General features: G+C 72.2%; 29 protein-coding genes and 1 pseudogene. 16 read left to right on the forward strand and 14 right to left on the reverse strand.

Translation table 11 applies throughout. From position 1 onward, the window contains the following. Window positions 1–45: 45 nt before the first annotated feature. Window positions 46–663 (reverse strand): helix-turn-helix domain-containing protein, encoded by a 618-nt coding sequence (locus JL106_RS01810; RefSeq protein WP_205258974.1) that lies wholly within the window; start codon window positions 661–663, stop codon window positions 46–48. 93 nt (window positions 664–756) lie between these two features. Here JL106_RS01810 and JL106_RS01815 point away from each other — a divergent pair, with 93 nt between their 5' ends. The 7 genes from JL106_RS01815 to JL106_RS21445 all read left to right on the forward strand — a co-directional run bounded on the left by JL106_RS01815 (window position 757) and on the right by JL106_RS21445 (window position 6,167). Further along, complete coding sequence (locus JL106_RS01815) at window positions 757–1,770, forward strand: NAD(P)/FAD-dependent oxidoreductase (RefSeq protein ID WP_205258976.1); 1,014 nt, start codon at window positions 757–759, stop codon at window positions 1,768–1,770. Beyond that, on the forward strand, window positions 1,767–2,438 hold the full coding sequence (locus tag JL106_RS01820) for a class I SAM-dependent methyltransferase (RefSeq protein WP_205258977.1): 672 nt from the start codon (window positions 1,767–1,769) through the stop codon (window positions 2,436–2,438). The genes JL106_RS01815 and JL106_RS01820 overlap by 4 nt, the downstream gene beginning before the upstream one ends. Before the next feature lie 164 nt (window positions 2,439–2,602). Beyond that, window positions 2,603–3,220 carry a carboxymuconolactone decarboxylase family protein gene (locus JL106_RS01825; RefSeq protein ID WP_205258978.1) on the forward strand — a complete coding sequence of 206 codons (618 nt, stop codon included), beginning with the start codon at window positions 2,603–2,605 and terminating at the stop codon, window positions 3,218–3,220. Further along, complete coding sequence (locus JL106_RS01830) at window positions 3,217–4,101, forward strand: RNA polymerase sigma-70 factor (RefSeq protein ID WP_205258980.1); 885 nt, start codon at window positions 3,217–3,219, stop codon at window positions 4,099–4,101. Before JL106_RS01825 ends, JL106_RS01830 begins: the two co-directional genes overlap by 4 nt. Window positions 4,102–4,230: 129 nt before the next feature. Continuing rightward, window positions 4,231–4,704, forward strand: a complete 474-nt coding sequence (locus JL106_RS01835; RefSeq protein ID WP_236006558.1) for a class I SAM-dependent methyltransferase — start codon at window positions 4,231–4,233, stop codon at window positions 4,702–4,704. Between the two features lie 270 nt (window positions 4,705–4,974). Next, window positions 4,975–5,958 carry an SIMPL domain-containing protein gene (locus JL106_RS01840; RefSeq protein WP_205258982.1) on the forward strand — a complete coding sequence of 328 codons (984 nt, stop codon included), beginning with the start codon at window positions 4,975–4,977 and terminating at the stop codon, window positions 5,956–5,958. A gap of 77 nt (window positions 5,959–6,035) precedes the next feature. Next, a complete protein-coding gene (locus JL106_RS21445; RefSeq protein ID WP_268927920.1) occupies window positions 6,036–6,167 on the forward strand; it encodes a hypothetical protein in 132 nt (43 codons plus the stop codon). A 117-nt stretch (window positions 6,168–6,284) separates the two neighbouring features. On the opposite strand, the gene JL106_RS01845 is transcribed toward JL106_RS21445, so the two are convergent. Beyond that, a complete protein-coding gene (locus JL106_RS01845; protein WP_205258983.1) occupies window positions 6,285–6,515 on the reverse strand; it encodes a hypothetical protein in 231 nt (76 codons plus the stop codon). 39 nt (window positions 6,516–6,554) lie between these two features. Continuing rightward, a complete protein-coding gene (locus JL106_RS21450) occupies window positions 6,555–6,686 on the reverse strand; it encodes a hypothetical protein (RefSeq protein ID WP_268927921.1) in 132 nt (43 codons plus the stop codon). Between the two features lie 58 nt (window positions 6,687–6,744). Between JL106_RS21450 and JL106_RS01850 the strand changes: the two genes are divergently transcribed. From JL106_RS01850 to JL106_RS01860, 3 genes are all read left to right on the forward strand, one after another. Beyond that, window positions 6,745–7,794, forward strand: a complete 1,050-nt coding sequence (locus JL106_RS01850) for an intradiol ring-cleavage dioxygenase (RefSeq protein ID WP_205258984.1) — start codon at window positions 6,745–6,747, stop codon at window positions 7,792–7,794. Between the two features lie 109 nt (window positions 7,795–7,903). Continuing rightward, a complete protein-coding gene (locus tag JL106_RS01855; protein ID WP_205258985.1) occupies window positions 7,904–8,383 on the forward strand; it encodes a potassium channel family protein in 480 nt (159 codons plus the stop codon). Window positions 8,384–8,392: 9 nt separating this feature from the next. Continuing rightward, window positions 8,393–8,734: a hypothetical protein gene (locus tag JL106_RS01860; RefSeq protein ID WP_205258986.1), complete on the forward strand. Its 342-nt coding sequence runs from the start codon at window positions 8,393–8,395 to the stop codon at window positions 8,732–8,734. Between the two features lie 20 nt (window positions 8,735–8,754). On the opposite strand, the gene JL106_RS01865 is transcribed toward JL106_RS01860, so the two are convergent. The 3 genes from JL106_RS01865 to JL106_RS01875 all read right to left on the reverse strand — a co-directional run bounded on the left by JL106_RS01865 (window position 8,755) and on the right by JL106_RS01875 (window position 11,236). Further along, the gene (locus JL106_RS01865) at window positions 8,755–9,198 is read right to left on the reverse strand and encodes a PPOX class F420-dependent oxidoreductase (protein ID WP_205258987.1); all 444 of its coding nucleotides are present in this window, start codon (window positions 9,196–9,198) and stop codon (window positions 8,755–8,757) included. After that, window positions 9,195–10,145 carry an AEC family transporter gene (locus JL106_RS21855; protein ID WP_205258988.1) on the reverse strand — a complete coding sequence of 317 codons (951 nt, stop codon included), beginning with the start codon at window positions 10,143–10,145 and terminating at the stop codon, window positions 9,195–9,197. Before JL106_RS21855 ends, JL106_RS01865 begins: the two co-directional genes overlap by 4 nt. Before the next feature lie 107 nt (window positions 10,146–10,252). Further along, on the reverse strand, window positions 10,253–11,236 hold the full coding sequence (locus tag JL106_RS01875) for an aldo/keto reductase (protein WP_205258989.1): 984 nt from the start codon (window positions 11,234–11,236) through the stop codon (window positions 10,253–10,255). A 312-nt stretch (window positions 11,237–11,548) separates the two neighbouring features. Between JL106_RS01875 and JL106_RS01880 the strand changes: the two genes are divergently transcribed. Next, the gene (locus JL106_RS01880) at window positions 11,549–11,980 is read left to right on the forward strand and encodes a VOC family protein (protein ID WP_205258991.1); all 432 of its coding nucleotides are present in this window, start codon (window positions 11,549–11,551) and stop codon (window positions 11,978–11,980) included. Between the two features lie 44 nt (window positions 11,981–12,024). Here the strand turns inward: JL106_RS01880 and JL106_RS01885 are convergent, their stop codons facing one another. The 4 genes from JL106_RS01885 to JL106_RS01900 all read right to left on the reverse strand — a co-directional run bounded on the left by JL106_RS01885 (window position 12,025) and on the right by JL106_RS01900 (window position 16,801). After that, complete coding sequence (locus JL106_RS01885; RefSeq protein WP_205258992.1) at window positions 12,025–12,708, reverse strand: class I SAM-dependent methyltransferase; 684 nt, start codon at window positions 12,706–12,708, stop codon at window positions 12,025–12,027. Between the two features lie 74 nt (window positions 12,709–12,782). Next, on the reverse strand, window positions 12,783–14,546 hold the full coding sequence (locus JL106_RS01890) for a choice-of-anchor G family protein (protein WP_205258993.1): 1,764 nt from the start codon (window positions 14,544–14,546) through the stop codon (window positions 12,783–12,785). 13 nt (window positions 14,547–14,559) lie between these two features. Continuing rightward, window positions 14,560–15,492: a hypothetical protein gene (locus JL106_RS01895; protein WP_205258994.1), complete on the reverse strand. Its 933-nt coding sequence runs from the start codon at window positions 15,490–15,492 to the stop codon at window positions 14,560–14,562. 652 nt (window positions 15,493–16,144) lie between these two features. Beyond that, the gene (locus JL106_RS01900) at window positions 16,145–16,801 is read right to left on the reverse strand and encodes a SipW-dependent-type signal peptide-containing protein (protein WP_205258995.1); all 657 of its coding nucleotides are present in this window, start codon (window positions 16,799–16,801) and stop codon (window positions 16,145–16,147) included. A 1,033-nt stretch (window positions 16,802–17,834) separates the two neighbouring features. Between JL106_RS01900 and JL106_RS22335 the strand changes: the two genes are divergently transcribed. Beyond that, window positions 17,835–18,359: a helix-turn-helix transcriptional regulator gene (locus JL106_RS22335; RefSeq protein WP_407940067.1), complete on the forward strand. Its 525-nt coding sequence runs from the start codon at window positions 17,835–17,837 to the stop codon at window positions 18,357–18,359. 132 nt (window positions 18,360–18,491) lie between these two features. Here JL106_RS22335 and JL106_RS22340 read toward each other — a convergent pair. The 3 genes and pseudogenes from JL106_RS22340 to JL106_RS01920 all read right to left on the reverse strand — a co-directional run. After that, window positions 18,492–19,301: pseudogene (locus JL106_RS22340) on the reverse strand (cation diffusion facilitator family transporter); the annotation flags it as partial. A gap of 68 nt (window positions 19,302–19,369) precedes the next feature. After that, on the reverse strand, window positions 19,370–20,242 hold the full coding sequence (locus JL106_RS01915) for an LLM class F420-dependent oxidoreductase (RefSeq protein ID WP_205258997.1): 873 nt from the start codon (window positions 20,240–20,242) through the stop codon (window positions 19,370–19,372). A 60-nt stretch (window positions 20,243–20,302) separates the two neighbouring features. After that, entirely contained in the window at window positions 20,303–20,806 is a 504-nt protein-coding gene (locus JL106_RS01920; protein WP_205258998.1) for a DnaJ family domain-containing protein, read from the reverse strand. Window positions 20,807–21,232: 426 nt separating this feature from the next. Between JL106_RS01920 and JL106_RS01925 the strand changes: the two genes are divergently transcribed. The 4 genes from JL106_RS01925 to JL106_RS01940 are packed head-to-tail and all read left to right on the forward strand — an operon-like array spanning window position 21,233 to window position 25,105. Next, window positions 21,233–21,997: an SAP domain-containing protein gene (locus JL106_RS01925; RefSeq protein WP_205258999.1), complete on the forward strand. Its 765-nt coding sequence runs from the start codon at window positions 21,233–21,235 to the stop codon at window positions 21,995–21,997. Beyond that, the gene (locus JL106_RS01930; protein WP_205259000.1) at window positions 21,994–23,733 is read left to right on the forward strand and encodes an alkaline phosphatase D family protein; all 1,740 of its coding nucleotides are present in this window, start codon (window positions 21,994–21,996) and stop codon (window positions 23,731–23,733) included. Before JL106_RS01925 ends, JL106_RS01930 begins: the two co-directional genes overlap by 4 nt. A 9-nt stretch (window positions 23,734–23,742) precedes the next feature. Continuing rightward, on the forward strand, window positions 23,743–24,537 hold the full coding sequence (locus tag JL106_RS01935) for a thymidylate synthase (protein ID WP_205259001.1): 795 nt from the start codon (window positions 23,743–23,745) through the stop codon (window positions 24,535–24,537). Window positions 24,538–24,577: 40 nt separating this feature from the next. Then, window positions 24,578–25,105, forward strand: coding sequence for a dihydrofolate reductase (locus JL106_RS01940; RefSeq protein ID WP_205259002.1), 528 nt, complete (start codon window positions 24,578–24,580; stop codon window positions 25,103–25,105). A 73-nt stretch (window positions 25,106–25,178) separates the two neighbouring features. On the opposite strand, the gene JL106_RS21860 is transcribed toward JL106_RS01940, so the two are convergent. Continuing rightward, window positions 25,179–25,586, reverse strand: coding sequence for a helix-turn-helix domain-containing protein (locus JL106_RS21860; protein WP_205259003.1), 408 nt, complete (start codon window positions 25,584–25,586; stop codon window positions 25,179–25,181). Window positions 25,587–25,719 lie beyond the last annotated feature (133 nt).

Here is a 25,719-nt window from a genome sequence, read left to right on the forward strand (position 1 = left end):
GCACGTCGGCGTTCGTCCTGCGTCAGGGCGATCCGGGCAACTCGGTCACGAGCCGGATCCGCCCGCCGACACGGATCCGCCGGGACCGGTGGTCAGGTGTGCTCGCTCCCCCTCGCGGCCGAAGAGCACCACCAGCTCGGCGGGCTGCCCGCCCGGACCGTCGTCGGCGTTGCCGAGCCAGTGCCCCTCACGGGTGTCGAACTCGGCCGCCTCCCCGGGCCCCAGTTCCAGGTCGAGGTCGCCGAGCAGCAGCCGCACCCGGCCGCTGAGGACGTACAGCCACTCGTAGCCGGGATGCCGCTTGAGCGAGGCCCGGGCCGGGCGGCTGGGCGGCATGACGATCTTGTATGCCTGGATGCCTCCGGGCCGCACGGACAACGGGATGTAGATCATCCCGCCGCGGCGCACCGGTCGCAGGTGCACCCGGGGATCGCCGGTGGGCTGGGCGCCGACCAGGTCGTCCAGCGGGACCGCGTAGAACCGGGCCAGCGGGAGCAACTGCTCGAGCGTCGGACGCAGCCGACCGTTCTCCAGCCGGGACAGCGTGCTGGACGAGACCTTCGTGGCCGCGGCCACTTCCGCCAGCGTGGCGCCGGTGGCCCGGCGCGCCGCCTGCAGGCGGGCGCCCACTCCGTCCAGGACTGCGTCCACGTCGTCGGTCATCCCCCGAGTTTGCAGATCGGGAAGATTCCTTGCAACCAGCGCGGCGGTGACCGCACTGTGAGCGGGCACGGACGATGAGATGAGGAACTCGACATGAGCAGCGACGGAACCAGCGGCCCGGACCGGGACGGCACCGATGTGGATGTGGTGGTGGTCGGCGGTGGCGCCGCCGGGTTGGCGGCGGCCGTCGCCCTCGGACGGTCCCGCCGCTCGGTGGTGGTGATCGACGCCGGGTCACCGCGCAACGCCCCGGCCGAGGGCGTGCACAACCTGCTGACCCGGGACGGCATCCCGCCGGCCGAGCTGGTCCGCCTGGGCACCGCCGAGGTCGAGCAGTACGGCGGCTCGGTCCGCCGGGGTCACGCGGTGGCGGCCCGCGCGCTGGAGCCCGGATTCGCGGTGGAGCTGGCCGATGGCAGCACCCTCACCTGCCGACGGCTCCTCGTGGCCGCCGGCGCCCGGGACCAGCTGCCCACGGTGCCCGGTCTGGCCGAGCGTTGGGGTCGGGACGTCGTGCACTGCCCGTACTGCCACGGTTGGGAAGTGCGCGACCAGCCGATCGGCGTGCTGGGCACCAGCCCCATGGCCATGCACCAGCTGCTGCTGTTCCGTCAGCTGTCCGACGACGTCGTGTACCTCCCGCACACCGCGCCCGACCTGACCGACGAGCAGACCGCCCAACTGGACGCGCTCGGCATCGCGGTGGCACCGGCGCCGGCCGCTCGCATCGTCGTCGAGGACGACCGGATCGTGGGGGTGACGCTGACCGACGGCACCACCGTGCCACGCTCGGTCATCGCGGTGGCCAGCACCATGGACCCGACCTCGCCGGTGCTGGACAGCCTCGGCCTGCGCCCGGAACCCATTCCGGGGGCGCCGTTCGCCGGCTCGTCCTACCCGAGCGGGCAGGGCGGGTCGACCTCGGTGCCGGGCCTGTACCTGGCCGGCAACATCACCGAGCCGATGGCTCAGGTGGTCACGGCGGCCGGACAGGGCCTGATGGCCGGGGCGGTGGCCAACGCCGACATGGCCGCGGAGGACGCCGGTCTGGCCGTGGCCCGGCTCCGCGCCGGCGCCACTCCCACCGCCGCGGCGGTGGCCCGATGAGCCACACCGAGCGGACCGGGGACCACCCGTCCGAGGCCGACACTCCCGCCACGGCGGTGGAGTTCTGGGAGGACCGGTACGCCGGGGCGGAGCAGATCTGGACCGGCCGTCCCAACGCGGCCCTGGTCGACGAGGTCACCGACCTGCCGGCGGGGCACGCGCTGGACCTGGGCTGCGGCGAGGGGGGTGACGCGGTCTGGCTGGCCGCCCGCGGATGGACGGTGACGGCCGTCGACATCTCGCGGAACGCGCTGGCCCGCACCGAGGCGGCGGCCGCCCGCGCCGGGGTGGCCGAGCGTGTCACCACCGAGCGGCACGATCTGGCCGAGAGCACGCCGGCCGGCCGGTTCGATCTGGTCAGCGCCTGCTTCCTGCAGACGCCGTACGCGTTCGACCGGGCCGGTGCGCTGCGCCGGCTGGCCGCCCAGGTGACCGCGGGCGGCACCGTGCTGATCATCGACCACGCGGCAGCACCGTCCGGCTCCACGCACCACGACGTGGTCTTCCCCACCCCGCAGGAGACGCTCGTCGAGCTGCAGCTGGACCCGGCGCAGTGGACCACGGTCGCGGTGGAGCAACGGACACGCACCGGGACCCGCGCCGACGGCACCACCAGCGAGTTCCTCGACGGGGTGCTGGTGCTGCGCCGGAACGACCCGGCCGGCTGATCCCGAGCTCCCGGTCACCCGGACGGGTGGAGTCCGGGCGCACCGCCGATCCGCTGTCACATCCAGCGGACCGGCGGTGTCCTGTGCTGGACGGGCCACCGGCCCGTCCCGGCCGCGGGCGTCCCACCCGTCGGACCGGACCGCTCGTCCCGCTGGAGTGCGTCATGTCGACCGTCCTGTCCGTGCCCGCTGCGCCCGTCGCCCCGGAGGTCCGCGCCTCCCGGGCCCGCGTCCCCCTGCGCCGACCGTCCGGGTGGTTCGGCCGCCTGATGAACGCCGCCGGGGGATGGATGTACGGCCAGCCCATGGACACCGCCACGGCGATGAGCGGCAACCGCGCGATGCTGCTGAGCTGGGGCGTGTTCGAGCTGGGCGTCGCCCGCTGGCGTGCCCTGGATCCCCAGCTCAAGCTGCTGGCCGAGCTGGCGGTGGCGGTCCGCATCGAGTGCGGATGGTGCCTGGACTTCGGCTACTTCGAGGGGCACCGGCGCGGCGTCGACCTGGCCAAGCTGCGCGCGGTGCCGCAGTGGCGGACTGCGACGCTGTTCACCCCGCTCGAGCGGCTGGTGCTGGAGTACGCGGAGGCGGCCACCGCCACCCCGCCCGAGGTCACCGACGACATGACCGAGTCGCTCCGGGCCGAGCTCGGAGATGCGGCCGTGGTGGAGCTGACCATGATGGTGGCCGTGGAGAACCTGCGCTCGCGCTTCAACGCCGCGCTCGGCCTGCAGTCCCAGGGCTTCGCCGAGGCGTGCCGCGTGCCCGGAGAGGCCTCGCCGTGACCGCCACGGATCCGCTCGGCGCCTTCACCGCGCACCGGGATCTGCTGTTCACGGTCGCGTACGAGATCACCGGCTCCGCCGCGGACGCCGAAGACGTCATGCAGGAGACCTGGCTGCGCTGGTCGGGGGTCGACCACGCCCGGATCGACCAGCCGCGGGCCTACCTGGCTCGCATCGCGACTCGGCAGTCGCTCAACCGACTGCGCACCCGGCAGCGCCGCCGCGAGGACTACGTCGGCTCATGGCTGCCTGAACCACTGCTCACCGCACCGGATGTCGCCTCCGACGTCGAACTCACCGACTCGGTGTCGATCGCCATGATGCTCGTCCTGGAGACGTTGTCCCCCGACGAGCGGGTGGTGTTCGTGATGCGCGAGGTGTTCGCGTTCGACCACGAGGAGATCGCCCGGGCACTGGACCGCACCCCCGCCGCGGTCCGGCAGATCGCGCACCGCGCCCGCGGTCACGTCCAGGCCCGCCGCCCCCGGTTCGCGGGCTCACCCGAGACGGTCACCGCCGCGACCCAGCGGTTCATGGCCGCGGTCGGCACCGGGCGGCTGCAACCGTTGCTGGACGTGCTGGCCCCGGACGTGGCCCTGATCGGTGACGGCGGCGGCCGGCGCAAGCTCAACCTGCGGACCATCGTCGGGTCGGACAAGGTGGCGCGGTTCCTGCTCGCCGTGGCCGCCGAGGTCGGCGAGGTCGCCGTCGAACCGGTGCTGATCAACGGGCAGGTCGGCGCCGTGGTGCGGATCGACGGTGAGCTCGACCAGGCCGCCGTCATGGACGTCCACCCCGACGGGCGGATCGCCGCCATCTACCTGATGCGCAACCCGGACAAGCACGCGGGGCTGCAGCGTGCGCACACCCTGACCCGGTGATCGACAGGTCCCCACCCGCGGCACTGCAGACGCTGCACCGGATCCGGCGCAGCTGGGACATCAGCGGAGCACGCAGTGGTCGACTGGGACGGCGCCGGGTACGAGCAGATCAGCGCACTGCAGCGGTCGATGGCCCGGCGCGCCCTGGCCGTCCTGACGTTGCGCGGCGACGAGCGCGCGCTCGACGTCGGATGCGGTGACGGGTTCATCAGCCGACTGGTGGCCGCGGCGCTGCCGCACGGTGCCGTGCTGGGCATCGACCCGTCACCGTGGATGATCCAGGCCGCCCGGTCGGCCCCGGCACCGGCGGTGCCGAGAGCCGGTTCGCCGAGGGCGACATGTTCAACCTGGTGTTCTCGTTCGAGCTCTGCACCGGGTCGGCGACCAGGGAACCGCGCTGCGCGGTCTGGCGGCGGCTCCTGCTCCGGTTCGTCTGCGGCGGTCCCCGGCCCAGCCTGGAGCGCACCGCCACGGAGACCTGCACGTCGCCGCGGGCGCGCGGCGCCGTCGCCGACTTCACCGCTCCCTTCGTGCATCCCGATCTCGAACGGTTCCAGGATCGGGTCCGGACCAGGGGTCTCGAGGTGTCGACCGCGGAGGTGACCGACGAGCACTGGGATTTCGGCAGCCGTGAGGACTTCGCCCGGTGGTGCACCCTCGGGCTCGCCGATCGGACGGCCCGGTTGCACGAGTCGGACGCGGCCGGCTGGGTGGACGTGGTGACCGCGTGCGAACGCATCGTGCCGCAGCTCGGGGTCGTTCCGGTTCCTGCAACTGACCGTGGAGGCGGTGCCCGTGCTCGATCGGTGACGCGCGGGGCAGCACCGGGCAACCGCACGTGCAACCCGGTGGGCGAGGAATTCCGTCTGACCCGTGACCACGTCATGGACCCGGGAGGACGAGATGAGCACCCAGCCGTGGACCGACCACCCCCGCACCACCACCGCCGGACACCGGCGCATCCTGCCCCGGACGCTCGCCGCGGGGGTCGCGGTCGTCGCCCTGGTGCTGACCGCCAGCTGTTCGTCCGGTGGTGACGCGGCGTCGCCCAGCTCGGCGGCGTCGACCAGCGCCGCCGCAGCCGAACTCGAGGCCGGCGCACCCGGCGCCGGATCAGGGTCCGGTTCCAGCGGTGTCGCAGGCGATGTCGCGATCGGTCCGCCGCCGGAGGCGGACCGGCCGGCCGCGATGGTCGCCGCCGAACCGACCAGCGAGCCCGCCCCGGCGCCCGCGGCGACCGCGAGCGGTGGACTCATCACCGCCGTGGCCACGGGCACGGCGTCCGGCACCCCGGACATCGCCACCGTCTCCCTCGGGGTGCAGACCACAGCCGCGTCCGCCCAGGCCGCGCTGGACGACAACAACCAGCGCGCCACCGACCTGCTCGCGGTACTGCGGGACCAGGGTGTGGCTCCGGCGGACGTGCAGACCTCGCAGGTGTCGGTGAGCCCGACCTACGACCAGAACGGCGACGCCATCACCGGCTACCAGGTGACCAACATGGTCACCGCGACCGTCCGGCCGCTGTCATCGACCGGCGCCCTGCTGGACGCCGTGACCCGTTCGGCCGGTGACGCGGTCCGCGTCCACGGCATCGGCCTGTCCATCGACGACGACACCCAGCTCCGCGCCCAGGCCCGGGCCGACGCCGTGGCGCAGGCCCGCACCCAGGCCGAGCAGCTCGCCGAGGCGGCGGGCGTCACCCTGGGTGCCGTGCATGCGGTCACCGAGGGTGCCACCGGTGGTTCCTGGCCGCGGGAGGTCGCCATGGCGGCCTCGGCCGAAGCCGCGATGCCGATCGTGCCGGGCTCGGCGCAGGTGGCGGTCCAGGTGCAGGTCTCCTTCGAGATCGGCTGACCGGAGTGGGGCGCCGAGCCCGTTCGGCCGCCGGTGTGACGGGGAACTGATCCGAGACCAGGCGTCCACGACCCGTGGTGACCGTCTGGCTGGTCTCCGGGCATACGCGGTCGGTCGTGGCGCCGGTGGCGCGAGACGTCGTCTCGGCCGCGGAGCACATCACCGACGAGGTGGCCGCGGTGTCGCGGTTCGCCGACCCCAGCTCCTGACCCCAGCTCCTGACCCCAGCTCCTGACCTCAGCGTCGGGTCCGACGACGAGACATCGACCCGACGCATCGGCCGGGTCGGGACGGCCTCCGGTCCGTTCCGACCCGGCCGACCGCGTTCAGTCCCCGCCGCCGCCCCCGTCCGACCCACCGCCGTCGGACCCACCACCGTCGGCCCCGCCGCAGCCGTCTCCGCCGATGCCGAACCCGTCGAAGGAGCCCGAGGAGTCCGCGCCGCCCGACCGGGTGCGGACGGCGCCGGTCCGCGGAGCTCGGCGGTCCTGCGCCATCACCGCGAAGACCACCACGCCGATCAGGGCCAGGACCAGCACCACGATCGCTGCCACCACCGGAACCACCTCCGGGACGAGCCGTCGTCGGACCTGCCGTCAGGGTGCGACGGTGATGATCACCGGGTCAAGGGCCACCGCGGCGTTGCCGGACCGATCCGACCACGCGTGCACAGCGACGGCACAGCCGGCGAACAGCGCATCGCCGGGTCCCTTGCGCAGGCTGGTCACGACCGACCACCCCCGGTCGACCGGCACACCGCCAGATCCGCCGCCCGCGAGGAGCACCATGACGCACCGCACCCGACCCAGCTACCAGGGTCGCCCACTGCCCCGACCGGACGACGAGATCGTCGACCAGGGACTCGGTTTCGACGTGAGCACGCTGATCACCCGGCGCCGGATGCTGCGCGCGCTGGGGCTCGGCGCGGCGACCGTCGGGCTGGCCGCGTGCGGGAGCTCGACGATCGACGCTCACGGCACCGCCGCGACCGGCAGCAGCTCGACGGCGGCGGCGTCCGCGACCGCGGAGATCCCCGAGGAGACCGCCGGGCCGTACCCGGGCGACGGGTCCAACGGGCCGGACGTCCTGGAGCAGAGCGGGATCGTGCGCAGCGACCTGCGCACCAGCTTCGGTGGTGCGACGGGCACGGCCGAGGGCGTCCCGATGACCCTGGAGCTGACCGTCACCGATCTGGCGAACGGCGGCGCGCCCTTCGCCGGGGTGGCGGTCTACGTCTGGCACTGCACCCGCGAGGGCGGCTACTCGATGTACTCCGAGGGGGTCGAGGACGAGAACTTCCTGCGGGGCGTCCAGATCACCGACGCCGCCGGAGTCGTGCGGTACACCAGCATCTTCCCGGCCTGCTACGACGGCCGGTGGCCGCACATCCACTTCGAGGTCTACCCCGACGAGGCCAGCATCACCGACTCGACCACCGCGATCGCCACCTCCCAGGTCGCGCTGCCGCAGGACGTGTGCGAGGTCGTCTACGCCGAGGCCGGCTACGAAGCGTCGGTCTCCAACCTGTCCCGGGTCACCCTGGAGGGGGACAACGTCTTCGGGGACGACGGTGGGGCCAGCCAACTGGGCACCGTGACCGGCAGCGTGGCAGCGGGCTATGCAGTGTCGCTGACCGTGCCGGTCGACACCACGACCACGCCGGGCGGCGCGACCATGGGCGGCGGCGCCCCGGGCGGGTCCGGGGGCCCAGGCGGTCCCGGAGGCTCCGGTCCTGGCAGCTCAGGCGGCCGGGCGCCGGGTGGCACCCCGCCCACCGGCACCCCGCCCACCGGCACCCCGCCGAGCGGTGGCACCGGTCAGGACGCCGACGCCTGACCGGGTCCCGTCGACGCCCGGCGCCTCCCGTGTGGCTCGGCGGACCCACTGCCCCGGCCGACCGCCGCTGGGCGGCGGCGGTCGGGTCACCGAGATCGGCTGGGGGTCGATGACCGGAACAGACGGACCGCCGCCGCTGGTGCCGCCGTGGCAGGCGACCGTCGGGACCGCCGTCCGGTTGCTCGTCGGCATCGCCGCGCTGCTGGCCGGGTACTGGCTGGTCCCGGTCCGGCACCCTCGCTCGGGCGATCTGCCGTGGCTGCTGCCGGCGCTGGGCATCTTCGTGGTCGTCGTCGGCGCGCTGTACTTCAGCGTCACCGTCTTCGCCACCGTGGGCTTCGGCGACATGACCCCGGAGTCGGGCGCCATACGGCTGCTGGTCAGCGTGCAGATGCTGCTGAACCTGGTGGTGCTCGGGGTGGTGTTCCGCGTGGTGGCGGGGCGCACCGGGCCATCCAGTCCCGCCGGACGTGTCCCAGGTCGGAGCCGTCCTGACGAGCCGAGTTGTCCACACCGTGGCACCGACGGATGCGCCCACCGCAGACGACGAGTTCTGATCCTCACCGCGGCGCCCGCCGCAGGTCCGTGAGGAGCAGTCATGCCGCCATCGTCCGATCCTTCGCAGCGACCTGCCGAGAATCGGGCCCTTCCGCCGATCGTGTCCGGCATCGTGCTGCTGGTGCTGCTGCCGCCGGTGGGGATCGTCCTGATGATGATGGCGGCCGGCGGGGCCGACACCGACGACCCGGTGCTGTCTCTGACTGCCGTCGCCTGCCTGCTGGGCGGTGGGCTCGGGTCCATCGTTCTGTGGGCGTTGAGCATGGACTCGATCACGACGACCCGCCGGTGGCAGTTCGCCTGGGCCGCGATCATCCTGGTCGGGTCACTGCTGCCGGTGGCCGGACTGGTCAACGGGTGGCTGCGCCCGCTGGACCGGTGACTTCGCATGCGACCGCGGACTCAGGCCGCGGCGCCCTCCGGGACGATCCAGATCAGCGTCCGACCCTGCTCGGTGCGGCGGGACAAGCGCTCCACCGCCATGAACAGGCGATACTCCAGGCCGTACTTCGCCCGGAACCGGTCCACCAGCGCGGGATGCTGCCCGTCGTCCCCGACGATGACGGCCTCGCCGACCACCGTCCGGGCACCCGGCGGGATGCGGCCGAACCGCGTGCACGGCCGCAGCACCACGCCCGCGCCGTGCCGGATCCGACGCAGTTTCGCCGTGCCGGACGGCGTGGTGACGACCAGGGCATGGCCACCGGTCGCCCCGCGGCCGGCTCGCACCACCCAGACCGGCGTGGTCACCGGGGTGCCATCGGCGCGGAAGGTGGTCAGGGCGATGAACCGTTGACCGGCCAGCGCCGAGAGGTCGGAACCGCCCGCGGCGGCAGGGACGGTCATGGACCCAGCAGGGCCAGGATCAGCAGGAACACCGGCACACAGCCCACCGTACTGAGGGCGACGGCGGCGCGGGCCAACGGTACCGCCGCGCGGTACTGCATGGCGAAGACGAACACGTTCTGCGCGGTCGGCAGCGCAGCGCACACCGTCACGGCCAGCAGGTCGGCGCCGGTCAGTCCGAAGCCGAACTGCGCGACCACCCAGGTCACCACCGGCAGCAGGGCCAACTTGCCCGTCAGGGTCAGCGCGACGTCGGCCGGCCGGGCCGACCGCTCCCCGGGCACACCGCCGACCAGCGACATGCCGAAGGCCAGCAGCGCGCCCGGCACAGCCAGGCCGCCGATCAGCGCGAGCGGTTCGTCGATCACCGATGGGAGGCGCCAGTCCAGCAGCGACAGCACCAACCCCAGCGCCGTCGCGATGAGCAGCGGATTGCGTGCGGTGCGGGCCACCACCCGTCCGGCCGCCCGGAGTGCGGCGACCCGGCCGTCTCCGCCGATCCCGGACCGCGCCGTGTCCAGCAGGACGAACGTGATCGGCGCCAGCACCACGATCTGCCAGAAGAGCACCGGCACCACGTGTTCCGCGGTCCCGAACACCTGGACGGTGAGGGGCACGCCCAGGTTCACCGCGTTCACGTAGCAGGAGGCGACGCCGGCGATCGTGCTCTCGGCCGTCGAGCGACGCAGAGCGAGCCGCGCGATCAGCCCACAGGTCAGCCCGGTGACCGACGTCGAGACACCTGTGACCGCCAGCGGCGTCGACAGGACGGTGGCCACGTCGGTGCCGGCCAGGGTGCGCACCAGCAGCACCGGGGTGGCCACCAGGAACACCAGGCGGGACAGCACCTCCGGGGTCCGCTCCGGCATCACCCGGAACCGGGCCAGCAGGAACCCGATCGCGATCACGATCGCCAGGGACGCGATGCCGGCGAGGACGGAGAGCACGGATCAGCTTCGCAGCGATCGGCCGCCGACCGGTCCCGCCGACACGCCCGGATGGTTCCGGCGACGGTGAGTCGCTCGACACCGACAGGGAGGGAACGATCGGCCGGTCAACGCTTGGGCACCGCGATGCCCACCACCGGGTGCGGCTGGTACGGCTGTTCCAGACGCTCGACCTCGTCCGCCGTCAACTCGATCGACAGCGCGGCCACCGCGTCGTCGATGTGCGACTCGGCGGTCGCCCCGACGATCGGTGCGCTGACGCCGGGCCGGGAGGCGACCCAGGCCAACGCGATCTGCGCCCGGGGCACGTCGCGCTCGTCGGCGATCGCGGCGACGGCGTCGACGATCACCCGGTCCTCGTCCAGGTAGAGCGTCGACCCGAACTCGTCGGTCTCCTGCCGGCGGCTGCCCTGCTCCCAGTCCCGGGTCAGCCGGCCGCGGGCCATCGGGCTCCACGGGATCAGCCCGACTCCCTGGTCGAGGCACAGCGGGATCATCTCCCGCTCCTCCTCGCGGTAGAGCAGGTTGTAGTGGTTCTGCATCGAGATGAACCGCGTCCAGCCGTTCGCCGCGGCCACGTACTGGGCCTTGGCGAACTCCCACGCCCACATCGAGGAGGCGCCGATGTAGCGGACCTTGCCCGCCTTGACCACGTCGTGCAGCGCCTCCATCGTCTCCTCGATGGGGGTCTCGTGGTCCCAACGGTGGATCTGGTACAGGTCGATGTAGTCGGTGCCCAACCGACGCAGGCTGTGATCCACCTCGGTCATGATGGCCTTGCGGGACTGCCCGGCACCGTTGGGACCCGGCCGCATCCGGCCGTTGAGCTTGGTCGCGATCACCACGTCGTCCCGGGAGGCGAAGTCCCGCAGCGCGCGGCCCAGGTACTCCTCGCTGGTGCCATCGGAGTAGACGTTCGCGGTGTCGAAGAAGTTGATGCCGGCGTCCAGCGCCCGCCGCAGGAACGGACGGCTGGTCTCCTCGTCGAGGCTCCACGGGTGGGGTCCGCGATCGGGTGCGCCGTAGCTCATGCACCCCAGACAGATTCTGGACACCTGCAGACCGGACGATCCGAGCCGGACGTACTCCACGGCGATCTCCCTCGTTGGACGGACCTGCGCGCGGCGCGCGGCCGCCATCATCGTGCACCTGACCGTCCGGGCGGTCGTGCACCGGGGTGACCCGGACCGCACCCACGCCCAGGCGTCGGTCACCCGGGCGACAGCACGGTCGGCACCCGATCCGATGACTTCCGCAGGTCGCCCCGGTCGACCGATCGTCCGTGTCGTGCGAGGGGCACGCACGACATCCGCCCGCGCCACCGAGCGCCGGCTCCGGAGCACTGCCAGGCTTGCGTGACCGGCGATCCGCAGCTGTCCGACTGACCCGAGGAGCAGATCCCCATGGCCGTGACCCTGAACCCCTACCTCAACTTCCGCGACAACGCCGCTGAGGCGCTCGCCTTCTACGCGAGTGTGTTCGGCGGGGAGCCGACCACCAGCAGCTTCGGTGACTACGGGATGGCCCAGGACCCCTCCGAGGCGAACAAGACCATGCACGGACAGCTGATCACGCCGAGGGGGCTCACCCTGATGGCGGCGGACACGCCGTCGACGATGCCCTTCACCCCAGGCACCAACATCTCGGTGTCCCTCAGCGGCGGATCGGAGGACGACGCCGAGCTGCGCGGGTACTGGGACACGCTCACCGGCGAGGGCGGATCGGTCACCGTGCCGCTCGAGGTGGCACCGTGGGGCGACAGTTTCGGGATGTGCACCGACCGGTTCGGCATCGCGTGGCTGGTCAACATCGGCGGCGCCGGCCAGCCGCAGTGAGGTGTTCCGGGGCGGCCGAGCACCCGCGCCCCGGCTGCCCCGGATCAGGCCGTGCGGATGGCCAGCAGGACCGCGTCCCGGATGGTCAGCGCCGTACCGTGCGGGTCGGCGACCGTCTGCGCAGGGGCGTCGGCGACCTCGACGCGCCACTGCCCGTCGGTGGTGCACGGCAGCGACTCGGCCATCTGCTCGGCCGTCGGGTACCAGCGCGCCGGGTCGAACCGACGGGCGGCAGGCACCTCGTCCGGGTGGTGGCCGACCACCAGCAGGCGACCGCCCACGCGCACGGCCCGGGTCAGCAGCCGGTGCAGGTCACGCTGCGCCGGCTCCGACAGGTGCAGGTACTGCACGGAGACCAGGTCGAACGCGGCGGCCGGCGGCGTCCAGCCCAGCACGTCCCGACACTGCCAGTCGATGTTCGGAAGCCCCTGCGCAGCCGCCTGTTCCGCGGCCCGCAGCAGGGCCACCGCCGAGATGTCGAGACCGGTGACTCGCCAGCCGCGTGCTGCCAGCCAGAGTGCGTCGCCACCCTCCCCCGCGCCGACGTCAAGGGCGGAACCGGGCGACAACGCCGAGATGTGCTCCACCACACGCACGTTCGGGCGGCCGCTCCACAGCCGGCCAGCGGCGCCATAGCGCGCGTCCCAGTAGGCGGCGGTGGACGGGTCCGCGGTCGTGGCGATCGACGCCACCGCCGGGCCCGAGCCGGAACTCGGATCGCTGGACATGGAACCTCCCGACCTCGAACGGTGCGGTGATGGTAGGCCGCGTCGGGGGCACTGACCCCGGGGACCGGTTCGACTCATCGCAGTTCGGTGTTCGGGCCCGCCCACGAGCGGGCGAGGGACACCGCAGCGACCGTCGCCACGCCGTCCAGCACGCCCAGACGCAGTGCGTCGACCTGGAACGCGCCCGGCTCCGCCACCGAGGCGGGGGGCGCGCCCGTGTGATCCGGCTGCACGTTGACCGTCACGGACAGCGCCGTGCTCAGCGTCGATCCGATGGCTCCGAGCAAGGTGACCAGCGGCGCAGTGGCCGTGGCGAGCCCGGATCCAAGAGACGTCGTCGCAGCGGTGACGACCGGGGCGACCGCGCCGGCCACCGTCGTCACGAGACCTCGACGGACCGCCGAGTTCAGGGCGACGCCGGTGATGGTGTTCAGGATCGGATTGACCACTGCGCCGACCGCCGGAACCAGCAGCGACGTTCCCAGCGCCAGGTCGGCGTCGCCGCTGAGCACCGCGGCCAGCGTGTCGTCCAGAGTGAGGCGGAGGTTCGCCACGTCCGCAGCCCCGACCAGGGGAACACTGCCGCGGAGCCTGACGTCGACGGTCGCGGTCACCCGAGCGGCGGCGATCGCCGCACTCATGGCCTCGCCCAATTGCCGGGTCCTGGTGTCGAGCAGCGCGCCGACCCGGGCGGTCAACGCGTTGACCACCGGGGCATCGACGACCAGTTCGGTGTTCGGGGCCAGTCCGTTGAGGCCCTCCGGTCCGTTGAGCAATGCCGCGAGATCGACGCGGACGATGCCGGCCGGGAGATCGATCGACACCACCCCGTCGTCCATCGGTCGATCGAGCAGTGCGGTGACCGGCGCGAGGTCCACGGTGACGGTGGCGGCGGTACTCACCTGCCCCAGGCTCAGTGAGCCGATCGCACCGGTCAGTGCGCTGACCACGCCGTTGCGGAGCGTCCGGGAGATCAGCCCGGTCGGCCCGGCCAGGCCGGTCACGGCACCGGCGGTGGTGTCGATCGACGCACGTGCGGCGGTTCGGACCGCGGCGACCGTGGGCGAGTCGGTGACCACATCGAGGCCGGCCACCGCGTAGTCACGGTCGACGACCGGCGCCGAGCCGGGGTCGGCCGCGAGCGATTCGAGCGTTTCGCACCAGGCCAGCGCGGTGGACGACGCCACCGCGCCGACCTCCAGCCGGACATCCGCCACGGCCGCGGCTGCGGGCAGGAGCTCGCCGAGCGCCAAGGTCGCCGTGGTGGGCAGCGATTCGTCCGCTGCTGTCCTGGTCAGCCCGATCGCCCCCGAGTCCGACACCAGCCCGGCCGCGCCGGCCGATCGACCGGTGCTGTGCGCCTGCCCCCACTGGTTGTCGGCCCCAGCCTGACCGGCGAGAAGGCCGAACTGGAACGTGTCGCCCAGCTCGGCGTTCAAGGCTCCCAGCGCTTGCGCCTCGAGCGGGTTCGCATGGGTGTCCTCGGCCACGGCCGGTCGGTCGGGATCGGACTCCGAGCCGGTGCCGTCGTTGACGACGGTGATGCCCCGGAGGGCGGCAAGGGCGTCCAGATCCGTCCCGAGCAGGCGCCCGCTCAGCATCCGACCCCCGGCCTCGGTGCTGAACCGCCCGGGCGTGTCGCAGTCGCGCGGGACGCGGACCGACATCGCCCCGTTGACCCACTCCGCGTCGGTCCATGCGGCCCGGGTGGGCCGGACCACCATCGAGGCGCCCACGACCAGGACGACCAGGACGACCAGGACGACCAGGACGACGCGCCATCCCAGCTGGGTGGTCCCAGGCGCGAGCGATCTCGACGGACCGGCAGTGTGTCTCATGCTCTCGGGTCTCTCATGCTCTCGGCCGCCACGCCCGACGCCTGGCCACCAGGGCGAGGACCACTCCGATCGCCACCGCACCGAGTCCCATGGCCAGATACCGGACCAGCTCGAATCCCGTCCAACTCAACCGACCGTCGGCACGTCCGCCCTGGCCCGGAGCGGTCACCGGCCCATCCGACCGGGCACCGCCGGTGACGGTCGACACGCCGTTCTCGTCGACGGATCCGGACCACCCGGACGGCCGGCCTGAGCGACCCGCCCCGCCGCCGTCCGACGGCAGGCTGGACGGATCGGGCGACCCGGTGTCCTGCGGATCGTCTCCCTCCGCGGTGACCCGGATCGACAGGTCGAGCTTGCCCTCGTCAGGACGCTGGGCGCTGTCGCCGGGCAGATCCAGGACGAATGCGACGTACGCGGGCCGATCGGGCGCGACCGGGGGCAGGTCGACGCCGTCCTCACCGGTGTGTTCGGCCAACGACACCCGGCGGACCGCCTCGGTTCGGGCTCCCGGGCAAGCCGGCGTGGCGTTCAATCCGTCGACCGAGAGCCAGGGCTGGTCGCAGACCTCCAGGGTCAGGAAGTATCCGTCGTCGTCCACCGCACGCGAACCGCTGGCGTCCACTTCCATCTCCAGCGAGCCGATGTCCACCTCGTCCGACACACTGGCCCGGATCTGCCAACTGAACGACTGACCGGGCGACAGCGACGGGATGTCCAAGGGGTACAGCGATGAGCCCAGCATGAGCTCACCGTCCGCGCCCGTCTCCGGGATCGGGACGAACACCGCATCCGCTGCGGCCGGGTCCGCGATCCCCAGGGCGAGCGTCATCGTGATGGCCAGCGCTCCGGCGACGCGTCGTGTCCCGAAGGTGTTCCGTCGGTCGTCGGGACCGTCGTCGTCCGTGCCCGACGAAGCGCCGACGGGCTCGAACTCCGTGACCATGTCCATCCTCTCGTGGCGTTCCCACGGCTCTGCAGTCTCCGCCGCTGGTGTGGGCTGAGGTCGGACAACGGTCGCCGATCCCTGCCGTGGCCGTCCCGGGACCCCGACGTCCCGTTCGCCGCCGGGGTGGGCCAGAAGGTCCACGTCACCAGGCTCGTCACCAGCAACGACAGGGTCAGCAGCACCCACGGAGCCCGGAGCCACATCACCCACCGACCGAGCTCGGGAACCGACCAGAGCACCCGACGGACCGAAGTGACCGGGTAGGTCACCGGGTCCACCGATGGGTTGGCATCGCCCTTGAGCGTGAGCACTCGGTCCGAACTGCCGACTCCTTCGTCGATCTCGACGATCCGGTGGGTCACCGGCAGTCGGTACCGGTCGCGTTGGACCGTGACCACGTCACCGACCGCCAGCGACACGGCCGAGGTCTCCCGCACGACGGCCAACGCACCGGGGGGGATGGTCGGGCTCATCGATCCGGTCTTGAAGACGATCAGTGACAGGTGCATGGTCAGCGCCGCTGTCACCGCGACAAGACTGATCACCCCGAGCCCAGCCAGGACCGTCAGCAACACCCCACGGCATCGATCCGCCCACGACCGAGGCTGTGGTTCGGGTCGGCGGTCCCGCGACCGACCGCCGACCCTGGTCACTCGACCGATTCCGCGGAGAACTCCCAGGCGGGCGCGATGGTGAGTCCCTGCAACGTGTTCGGCGCGTCGTCCGGCAAGGTGATCACGAAGCAGACGTCGACGACATTGCCCTGGTCGGCATCCAGCGCGATCGCATCGTCCGCCGAACCCGTGGCCAGTCCCGAATTGTCGGGCACCAGGGCGGTTCCACCGGCCAGATCCGCCGCCGAGCACTCGGCGGCGGTGAGTCCGGTGTACGCCGCGTAGGTGACGGCATCGAACAGCGCCTGATCGGAGCCGTTGAGCGCCGCCGGCTCGAGAGTCACGGTGCCGGCGTCGGAGCCGGCCTCCGTCTGCAGCTGCATCGGTGCGGTGATCACGTCGCCCGGGGTGATGGACGTGGCGCCCGGGGCGAACCGCAGCTGGCCCCCGGGTGTCGCCGATCGATCGGTGAATCCGACACCGTCGAAGACGTTCTGCTGGACATTGAACGTCGAGGTCCCCACGGTGTCGCCGTCACCCTGGCCTCCACCGAAGACCCACTCCGTGTCGGTCCACGCCGCCAGGGTCACGGCGGCACCGACGCCCAATGCCGCGCAGCCGGCGAGCACGGCACGGACCTTTCCGCGGCGCTGACGACGCGTCGAGCGGGTGGCGTCCTGCACTTGAGTCATCTGGGCCTCCACCCAACGGGAAATGGTGCGGTGCTGCCGGTGCAACGACCGCCTGACACGATTCCGGCCAGGATTCCGTCCGACCCTGCGGAATTCGATCGTGCTGATGTCGCTGAGGATCTCCACCGCTGTGCGAGCGGCGAGGACACCCGGTGGTACCGCGGCTCGTGAATTCCCCGGCGCCCTCGTGTGGAGCGGTGGTGAGGATCACGAGAAGGAAGTTACGGCCGCGCCTCGCGCCGGACCATTGCCGATCCGGGCGATTCGACCGGCGCTCAGACCGGACGAACCGTCACTCTCGGTCCCGGTCGTCGTCGACCCACGTGGCGCGATTCGTCGTCTTGCCGGGCGCTCGACCGGCGCAGGTCGGCGGGACGCGCCGGAACGCTGCGGGCCGCGCGATGCTGGGGTCGCTCATCCGACCCATCGCGCACACTCCACCGTGTCATCTCCGAATGGGGCAGCCGAGCGGGGCAGCGGGACGTATGGTTCCGCCAGGGGACGCTGAACAGTCATGCGGCCGGCCCAGCTCTGGACGGGGACTGCCGTGGGTCAGCATCGAGACGATCAGCACGTCACGATCGACGAGAGCACCGCTCGTGTCGGTTCTTCCCCGCCGCACGGCGGTGTGGTCCCGCGTTGTACGACGAGCATCGTTGGCAAGGCCGGCCTCGACGCGTTCCGGCAGTCACACCGGATGCGTCTGAGTACCACCGATTCCGACCAGTACGTCGGCCACGGGACGTGGCTGGAGATCGACGGTACGGCGGTGCACATCTTCGATTCGACCCCGTTCACGCTGACGGTGCCCACTGGCGCGGTGTCCTCGCCGGCGACCTTGGCGCTGCACGTGTCCATGTCGTCGGCAGCGGTGATGCGTCAGGACGGCCGCCGAGCTCGCCGCCCACCGGGGGTGCCCACCGTGATCCGCCTCGACCGGCCCTTCACGCTGCACGCTGATGATCCCGGACGCCACGTCGTCGTCAGCCGGCCGCTCGTCCATCTGGATGTGGCCGACGCCATGGTCGGGCAGATGATCGGTCGCCCGCTCCCCACCACCTCGGTGGTCCGCGCGGCCGTCAGTTTCCTCAGCGCCCTCACCGACGACCTGTCCGCCTCACTGCACCCGAGTCTCGAGTCCCATCTGGGACGGACGTTGGGCGAACTGTTGTCCGCGGTCGTGTGGGCGGGTCTCGAGCGGACTGCGCACGACTTCCGCGAGGAGCCCGGGAACCGGGAACGCGTGCGACAGTTCGTGCACGAGCGCCTGCACGATCCCGACCTGGACGTAGCCGTCATCGCGACCGGCCTGGGGATCAGCCGACGGTATGTCCATCGACTGTTCGAGGCGGAGGAGTTGACCGTCTCGACCTACATCCGGTCGGCCCGATTGGACCAGGCCGCACGACTGCTCCGGGAGGACCGCCCGGATCTCCCACTCTCCGACATCGCCATGCGCGTCGGATTCCACGGCCGCGACCAGTTCTCGCGGGCGTTCCGCCTCCAGTACGGAACGACACCGCGGGACTACCGCGCCAGGTACGCGGGATCTCGTTGATCGCACCGCCGAACACGGCGCGGCGTCAGACGCCATCGGGTCGCAGGCCGAGCTCATTGGGCGCGGCGAGGTCAACGTGCACTCGACCACCGAGGGAGCCCGGCGGATCCGGTCCTCGAGGGCCCGCAGCCGCACGGCCAGGTGGGTCTCGGTGTCGTCGCCCGTCAGGTCGACATCGGCGATCAGGTAGATCTGCCGGGGTCCCACGAACACCATCCGCAGGGCGGTCACCCGGTCCACATCGGGCAGGTCGAGCAGCGCCGCGAGGGCGGCGTCCCGCATCCGCGGGGTGACCTCCTGCCCGACCAGGAACTGGCGGTTGCGGTTGATGAGCACGGCCGCCACGACGGCCAGCACCAGGCCCACCCCGATCGACCCGATGGCGTCCGGCACCGGCGAGCCGGTGAGCTGGTGCAGGCCCAGGCCCGCTGCCGCGATGAGCAACCCGACCAGCGCCGCGGCGTCCTCGGCGAACACCGCGCGCAGCGTCGGGTCCGAGGTCGCCAACACGTGGTCCAGCAGGTCCTCCTGCACCTCGGCGGCCTCGCGGCGGGCCTGGCGGACCGACTGCAGGAACGAGATGCCCTCGAGCACGAAGGCCACGGCCAGCACCGGGTAGCCCACCAGGTAGTCGGTGGCCGGTTCCGGATCGATGAGCTCCTGGATCCCGTGCGTGATGGAGACCGCCGCACCCGCGACGAACAATCCGAGCGCCGCGAACAGCGACCAGACGTAGGCCTCCCGCCCGGTGCCCAGCGGGTGGGCCCGGTCAGGAGGCCGCCGGGACCGGCGGTCGGCGATGAGCAGGAAGATCTCGTTGCCGGTGTCCGCCCAGGAATGCGCCGCCTCGGCCACCAGCGACGCCGACGCGGTGATCCCGGCGGCGACCGACTTGGCCACGGCCACCAGCAGGTTCGCACCGAACGCGATCAGCACGGTCATCGTGCTCTCGGACCGCCCTGCGGCCGGGAGATCGAGGACGGATGCCCCGTCCGGCGGTCCGGGGTCGGTCACCAGGCGCTGATCTCCGGTACGACCCGCCGGCCCAGCAGCTCCAGCGGCCGCAGCGTGGCGACCTCGGGCAGCGAGCCGTGCACCTGCTGGATGCCGAGGTCGGCGAACCTGCGGAGCTTGCCGAGCAGCGCGTCGATCTTCTCGCCGTCCGGACCCGGGTCCAGGCCGGTCATCACCGTCTTCTCGATGTCGTCGTAGTTCCGGCCGACCGCGTCGCAGTGACCGCGCAGCACCTCGAGCTTGTGCTCCAGCTCCGGGGTGTCGAACAGATTGCACGCCTGCGCGTACTGGGCGACCATCCGCAGCGTCTTCTTCTCCCCCGCGCCGCCGATGAGGATCGGCGGGTGCGGGCGGCGCAGCGACTGCGGCGAGTTCAGCGTGCGCGCCAAGGTGTAGTGCTTGCCCTGGTACGGCGACTCGTCGTCACTCCACATCTGCAGACAGATCTGCAGCGCCTCCTCGAGCCGCTCGAAGCGCTCCTTGGTGGACGGGAACGGCAGGCCGAGCCCGAGCGACTCCTCCTCGTTCCAGGCGGCGCCGATGCCGAGCATCGCCCGGCCCTCGGACAGCACGTCCAGCGTGGTGACCGCCTTGGCCAGCAACCCGGGCTCGCGGTAGACGACGGCGGTGACCCAGGCCAGCAGCTCGATCTCCGAGGTGCGGGCGGCCAGGTAGCCCAGGGCGGTGTACGCCTCGAGCATGTCCAGCTCCGGCGGGCCGACCACGCCGATCTGCCAGACGTGGTCCATCACGCTGAGCCGGGCGAAGCCCTGTTCCTCGGCCGTCTCGGCGATCCGGGTCAGGTCCCGGGCCAGGGTCTGCGGACCTCCGGCGTAGGTGAAGTTGGGAACGTGCAGTCCGAGTCTCATGGAGCGATCTCCCTCTCGTGTGGTCACCGCGAGTGACCCCGACCGGGGGCCGGCGGCCGGTCACCGACCGGTGAAGAACCACCGCCACCAGCTGCCGCTGCGAACCCGCCGATCGGCGACAGCGGGCACCGAAGGTCTCGCGGCCAGTGCCGATCTCGATCGTCGCACCTCCCGGTCGAGCTCCCACCTCCGGACCACCTCGTCCACGTCGACCGGGCTGCGCGCCACCGGGATCGACGAGGTCGGAGTGCGGATCTCCGCGCGGATCCTGGCGTTGAGCGCCTCGGCCTCGGCCCGGACGGCGCTCTGTCTGGACATCAGCACCACCCGGTGGCGCAGCGTCTCGAGCTCCTTGCGCAGCTTGAGCGGCTCGGGCAGGAACTCGCTGCCAGGTACGTTCTCCCGCTCGGCGTACTGCTTGATCCACCAGTACTCGTCGCGCACGGCCGCATCGGCCGCCCGCAGCGGTCGGCCGGCGCCGGGCAGCTCGTCGAAGTCCCCACGGGCCTGGGCCTCGGCGATCAGTTCGTCGGCCCGGCGCGCACGGTGCGGATGCCCGGACACCGCCTCACCCCATCCCGTCCCGGTGATCCCGTCCCATCCATGCTGCCGGACGTCGCGGCGACCCGGGCGCGCCGATCCCGCCGCTCAGCCGCTCAGGTCTGATCCGAGCCGAGCACGGCACCCGGACTACGCTGACCCACCGGACGGCGTGTTCCCCGGATCCCGGGACGTCGTCATGGCCGACCCGCGACCCGACGGCGCCCAGACCGGCGCGACCGTCAGGAGGGAGTGGACATGCCCGACCACGGTGGGACTGTTCCCGGAGCCGACGAGCAGGTCGGTGGAGCCACGGCGGACGCGACCGGAGGTGCCGGATCCCGCCCTTCAGAGGAGCAGGCACCCGGCGATGAGCCGTCGACCGCGGACGCAGAGGCCGGCGGTCAGCCTGACCTCCAGACCCAGCTGCGGACGCTCGTCGAGCACGTGATGACCGATCCCGGCCGGCTCGCCGGCTCGCTCGCGTCCGAGGCCGGTGAGGTGGGCCGCACGCTGCGCGACCAGGTCCGCGAGCAGCTCAGCCACCCGACCGCTCTGCCTGCGGCCACCCTCGAGGCGGTCCGGCACCAGGCGGCGGCGGTCCGCCGTCAGCTGTTCGGCGAGGGCTCGGTCGGCGCCCAGGTCTCCGACCGGCTCGACGAGAGCACCGACGCGGTCAACGAGCGCGTGCGGCCGTACCTCGAGTCCGCCGGCCACACCCTGCGTGAGGTGGTCGACTCGGTCACCGACCAGCTCATGGCTCTGCGCGAGCAGGCCGGATCGGTCGCGCACGCGATCGAGCAGACGCTCCGCGGTCGCACCGGCGCCGAGTCCGACGAGCCCGGCCCGACCGAACGGGCCGCGGGATCGGAGGAGACCGAGGCGACGGCGGACCACCTCGAGATCGGTGACCCGAGCGACGCCGACGGTGTGGCCACCCCGGCCACCCCGGCCCCGCACCACGTCGACCCGCTGCCGCACGCCGAGGCACCGACCACGACCGGGACCACCCGCACCGAGCCGGTCCCGGACGCCGCCACGGCTACCGCCGCCGAGACGGCCACCGCTACCGACACCACCCCGCAGCCCGCCAAGGAGTACGGCGGCCGCACCCGGGCCGATCTGCAGGCAGAGCTGCGCCGTCGCGACCTGCCCGCTGGGGGCACCATGGCGCAGATGCGTGAGCGACTCATCGCCGACGACCAGCAGTCGTGACGGGGCTGCGGATCGGACCGCTGCTCAGGCACATCGGACCGACCGACGCCACCGTCTGGGTGGAGACCGACACCCCGTGTGAGGTCGAGGTGCTCGGCCACCGCGAGCACACCTGGACGGTGGCCGGGCACCACTACGCACTGGTCACCGTGACCGGGCTGACGCCGCGCGCCGCGGTGGCGTACGACGTCCGGCTGGACGGGCAGCAGGTCTGGCCGCGCCCGGACTCGTCGCTGCCCCGGCCGACGATCCGGACGCTGCCGGCGGATGCCGAGCAGATCCGGCTCGCGTTCGGCTCTTGCCGCTACGCCAACGGCGCCGCGGTGGTGGGTGACGCCGGCTACGACGACGACGCCCTGGACTGCTACGCCCGGCAGCTCGCGCAATCGCCGCCCGAGCAGTGGCCGCACGCGTTGCTCCTGCTCGGCGACCAGGTCTACGCCGACGAGACGTCCGAGCGGACCCAGCAGCGGATCCGCCAGCGCCGCGACCCCGACGACGACACGGGGCCGGGCGTCGAGGTCGCCGACTACGAGGAGTACACCTGGCTCTACGAGGAGTCCTGGACCGATCCGCACGTGGCCTGGCTGCTGGCCACCGTCCCGGTGTCGATGATCTTCGACGACCACGACGTGCACGACGACTGGAACACCTCCCAGACGTGGCGCCAGGACATGCAGGCCACCTCCTGGTGGGCCGAGCGCATCACCGGGGCGTTGAGCTCCTACTGGGTGTACCAGCACCTGGGCAACCTCTCCCCCGCCGAGCTGGACGAGCTCGACCTGTACCAGCAGCTCCGCACGCACGCCGGTGACGCCGAGCCGCTGCTGCGGGAGTTCGCGTCGGCCGCCGACCAGGAGGCCGACGGCGGGAAGCCAGCGCGCTGGTCCTACCGCCGCGACCTGGGCCGCACCCGGCTGCTGATGATCGACTCGCGGTGTGGACGGATCCTCACCGACGACGAGCGCAGCATGATCAGCGACACCGAGTTCAACTGGATCACCGACCAGCTGCCCGGTGACTACGACCATCTGCTGATCGGCACGTCCCTGCCCTGGCTGCTCCCCCGCGCCATGCACGACGTCGAGGCCTGGGACGAGCAGCTGGCTGCCGGTCGACGCGGTCGTCGGCCGGCCCGAGTGGCCGAAACACTCCGCCGAGCGGCCGATCTCGAGCACTGGGCGTCGTTCCGCGACTCCTTCGAACGGCTCACCTCACTGATCCGGGACGTCGCCGAGGGCCGCGTCGGACCGGGCGCGCAGGGCCGCACGCCGGCCACCGTCGCAGTGCTGTCCGGGGACGTGCACCACGCGTACCTGTCCCGCGCCTGGTGGGCCGATGACGACGCGTCGGGCCCGGGCGGCCGCGACGCCGAGCGAGCACCGGAGCATGCCGCGGTGTTCCAGCTGACCTGCTCCCCGCTGCACAACTCTGTCCCGTGGCCCATGAAGCTGGCGTTCCGGCTGGCCTGGAGCCGGGCGGCGGAGCGGGTGGTCCGCCGGCTGCTCCGGGTGCTCGGGCCCGTGCCGGAGCCGTCGGTGTCCTGGGAGCGCACGGCTGGCCCGTTCTTCGGCGACCTGCTGGCCGAACTCACCATCGACGGCCGCCGGGCCTCGATCCAGGTGAACCGCGCCAGTCGACGCCGCGAGGCGGCCGGCCTCACCCCGACCGCCCGGCTGGAGCTCACGTCCCCGACCCCCGCGAGGCAGCCGAGCGCTCCCTCGCCACGACCCTAGGCTGGCCGGATGCAGCAGTACCTCGACCTCATGCAGCGGATCCTGGACACGGGCATCGACAAGTCGGACCGCACCGGCACCGGGACCCGGAGCATCTTCGGTCACCAGATGCGCTTCGATCTGGCCGACGGCCTGCCGGTGGTGACGACCAAGAAGGTGCACCTGCGGTCCGTCGTGGTGGAGCTGCTGTGGTTCCTGCGCGGCTCCACCAACGTCCGCTGGTTGCAGGAGCGCGGCGTCTCCATCTGGGACGAGTGGGCCGACCCCGAGGGTGAGCTGGGACCGGTGTACGGCCACCAGTGGCGGTCCTGGCCCACCCCCGACGGCGGCTCGATCGACCAGATCGCCGCGGTGGTGTCCTCGCTGCGGGCCAACCCCGACTCGCGTCGGCACATCGTCTCGGCGTGGAACGTGGCCGAGGTCAAGGACATGGCCCTCCCGCCGTGTCACACGATGTTCCAGTTCTACGTCGCGGACGGCCGGCTGTCCTGTCAGCTCTACCAGCGGTCCGCGGACGTGTTCCTGGGCGTGCCGTTCAACATCGCGTCGTACGCGTTGCTCACCGCCATGGTCGCGCAGGTCGTCGGCCTCCGGCCGGGCGACTTCGTCCACACCATGGGCGATGCGCACCTGTACTCGAACCACTTCGAGCAGGCCCGATCGCAGTTGACCCGGACGCCGCGCCCGCTGCCGACCCTGCAGCTCAACCCGGCCGTCACCGAGCTGGACGCCTTCGACGTCGAGGACATCACCATCCTCGGCTACGACCCGCATCCGGCCATCAAGGCCCCGGTCGCGGTCTGAGGCCGTGCAGACCGGAAGGCAGACCGGAAGGCAGACCGAAGTGCAGAAGGAGATGCAGACGGAAGTGCAGGCGGGGATGGAGATCGTGCTCGTCGCCGCGGTCGCCCGCGGCGGGATCATCGGTGCCGACGGCGGCATGCCGTGGCACCTGCCGGAGGATCTGCGGCGATTCAGGGCGATGACCCTCGGCCATGCCCTGGTCATGGGCCGCCGCACCTTCGGATCGATCGGCCGGCCACTGCCCGGTCGGCGCACCGTCGTGGTCACCCGCGACCGGTCGTTCTGCCCGACCGGGGTCGAGGTGGCCGGATCGATCGACGACGCGCTGGGCCGCGTCGCCGCTCGGCCGCAGCTCGATCCCGCGGGGCACCCGCGCCCGGTGATGGTGGTCGGCGGCGGACAGATCTACCGTCAGACCATCGACCTGGCCGACCGGCTGGAGATCACCGAGGTCGATCAAGAGGTGGCCGGAGACACCGTGTTCCCGCCCATCGACCCGGACCGGTGGCGCGAGGCTGCCCGCCGGACGGGCGACGGCTGCACGTACCTCACCTACGCCCGGGCCTGATCCGGCCGCCGAACAGGCAGAGCCCGCCCTCCCGGAGCGGGAGGACGGGCTCTGCCGGGGCGATCGTCGCCGGTCAGCGCACCGACGGGCTCGGCCGGTTGCGGCCGTAGGGCAGCACGATCCGCAGGGACGGATCGATGGCGGCCCGGACAGAAGCCTTGACGGCACCGTTGGCCTTGACGGCGGCAGCGGCCGGAGCCGCGGCCTTGCTGGAGTTGGCGGTGACCTCGCGCTTGCCCAGACCAGCCACCGCATCGGTCCGGATGGTGCGGCTCACCGTGTCGAGCACCTCGGCCAGCTCGAGGTCCAGGGCCTCACAGATCGAGGCCAGCAGCTCACTGGAGGCTTCCTTGCGTCCGCGCTCGACCTCAGACAGATACCCCAGCGACACGTTGGCCGCCGTCGAGACATCGCGCAGCGTCCGGTTCTGCCGAGTTCTGGCGTCCCGGAGCGTTTCACCCAATGCGTCTCGCAAGAGCACGTCGCACCTCCTCTCGTCCGCCGATGATGACCCAAGGTACCGGTCCACCCTGACATCCGGTTGCGGAGCCCGGTGCCGAGTCCTCCCACACGACGGCAGCTGCACCGTCCTGGCCGTCCCGGGGACCGGGACG

This window comes from Nakamurella leprariae, assembly GCF_016918035.1.
Lineage (GTDB): Bacteria > Actinomycetota > Actinomycetes > Mycobacteriales > Nakamurellaceae > Nakamurella > Nakamurella leprariae.

Bases quoted from the DNA above. Each gene is read 5' to 3' on its own strand.
- JL106_RS01810 (WP_205258974.1), bottom strand. From the start codon at position 663: ATGACCGACGACGTGGACGCAGTCCTGGACGGAGTGGGCGCCCGCCTG.
- JL106_RS01855 (WP_205258985.1), top strand. From the start codon at position 7,904: ATGACCGGAACAGACGGACCGCCGCCGCTGGTGCCGCCGTGGCAGGCG.
- JL106_RS01925 (WP_205258999.1), top strand. From the start codon at position 21,233: ATGACCGATCCCGGCCGGCTCGCCGGCTCGCTCGCGTCCGAGGCCGGT.
- JL106_RS01890 (WP_205258993.1), bottom strand. From the start codon at position 14,546: ATGAGACACACTGCCGGTCCGTCGAGATCGCTCGCGCCTGGGACCACC.
- JL106_RS01900 (WP_205258995.1), bottom strand. From the start codon at position 16,801: ATGACTCAAGTGCAGGACGCCACCCGCTCGACGCGTCGTCAGCGCCGC.
- JL106_RS01825 (WP_205258978.1), top strand. From the start codon at position 2,603: ATGTCGACCGTCCTGTCCGTGCCCGCTGCGCCCGTCGCCCCGGAGGTC.
- JL106_RS01885 (WP_205258992.1), bottom strand. From the start codon at position 12,708: ATGTCCAGCGATCCGAGTTCCGGCTCGGGCCCGGCGGTGGCGTCGATC.
- JL106_RS01935 (WP_205259001.1), top strand. From the start codon at position 23,743: ATGCAGCAGTACCTCGACCTCATGCAGCGGATCCTGGACACGGGCATC.
- JL106_RS01860 (WP_205258986.1), top strand. From the start codon at position 8,393: ATGCCGCCATCGTCCGATCCTTCGCAGCGACCTGCCGAGAATCGGGCC.
- JL106_RS01835 (WP_236006558.1), top strand. From the start codon at position 4,231: ATGGCCCGGCGCGCCCTGGCCGTCCTGACGTTGCGCGGCGACGAGCGC.
- JL106_RS22335 (WP_407940067.1), top strand. From the start codon at position 17,835: ATGATCGGTCGCCCGCTCCCCACCACCTCGGTGGTCCGCGCGGCCGTC.
- JL106_RS01895 (WP_205258994.1), bottom strand. From the start codon at position 15,492: ATGGTCACGGAGTTCGAGCCCGTCGGCGCTTCGTCGGGCACGGACGAC.
- JL106_RS01850 (WP_205258984.1), top strand. From the start codon at position 6,745: ATGACGCACCGCACCCGACCCAGCTACCAGGGTCGCCCACTGCCCCGA.
- JL106_RS01815 (WP_205258976.1), top strand. From the start codon at position 757: ATGAGCAGCGACGGAACCAGCGGCCCGGACCGGGACGGCACCGATGTG.
- JL106_RS01820 (WP_205258977.1), top strand. From the start codon at position 1,767: ATGAGCCACACCGAGCGGACCGGGGACCACCCGTCCGAGGCCGACACT.
- JL106_RS01865 (WP_205258987.1), bottom strand. From the start codon at position 9,198: ATGACCGTCCCTGCCGCCGCGGGCGGTTCCGACCTCTCGGCGCTGGCC.
- JL106_RS01880 (WP_205258991.1), top strand. From the start codon at position 11,549: ATGGCCGTGACCCTGAACCCCTACCTCAACTTCCGCGACAACGCCGCT.
- JL106_RS01915 (WP_205258997.1), bottom strand. From the start codon at position 20,242: ATGAGACTCGGACTGCACGTTCCCAACTTCACCTACGCCGGAGGTCCG.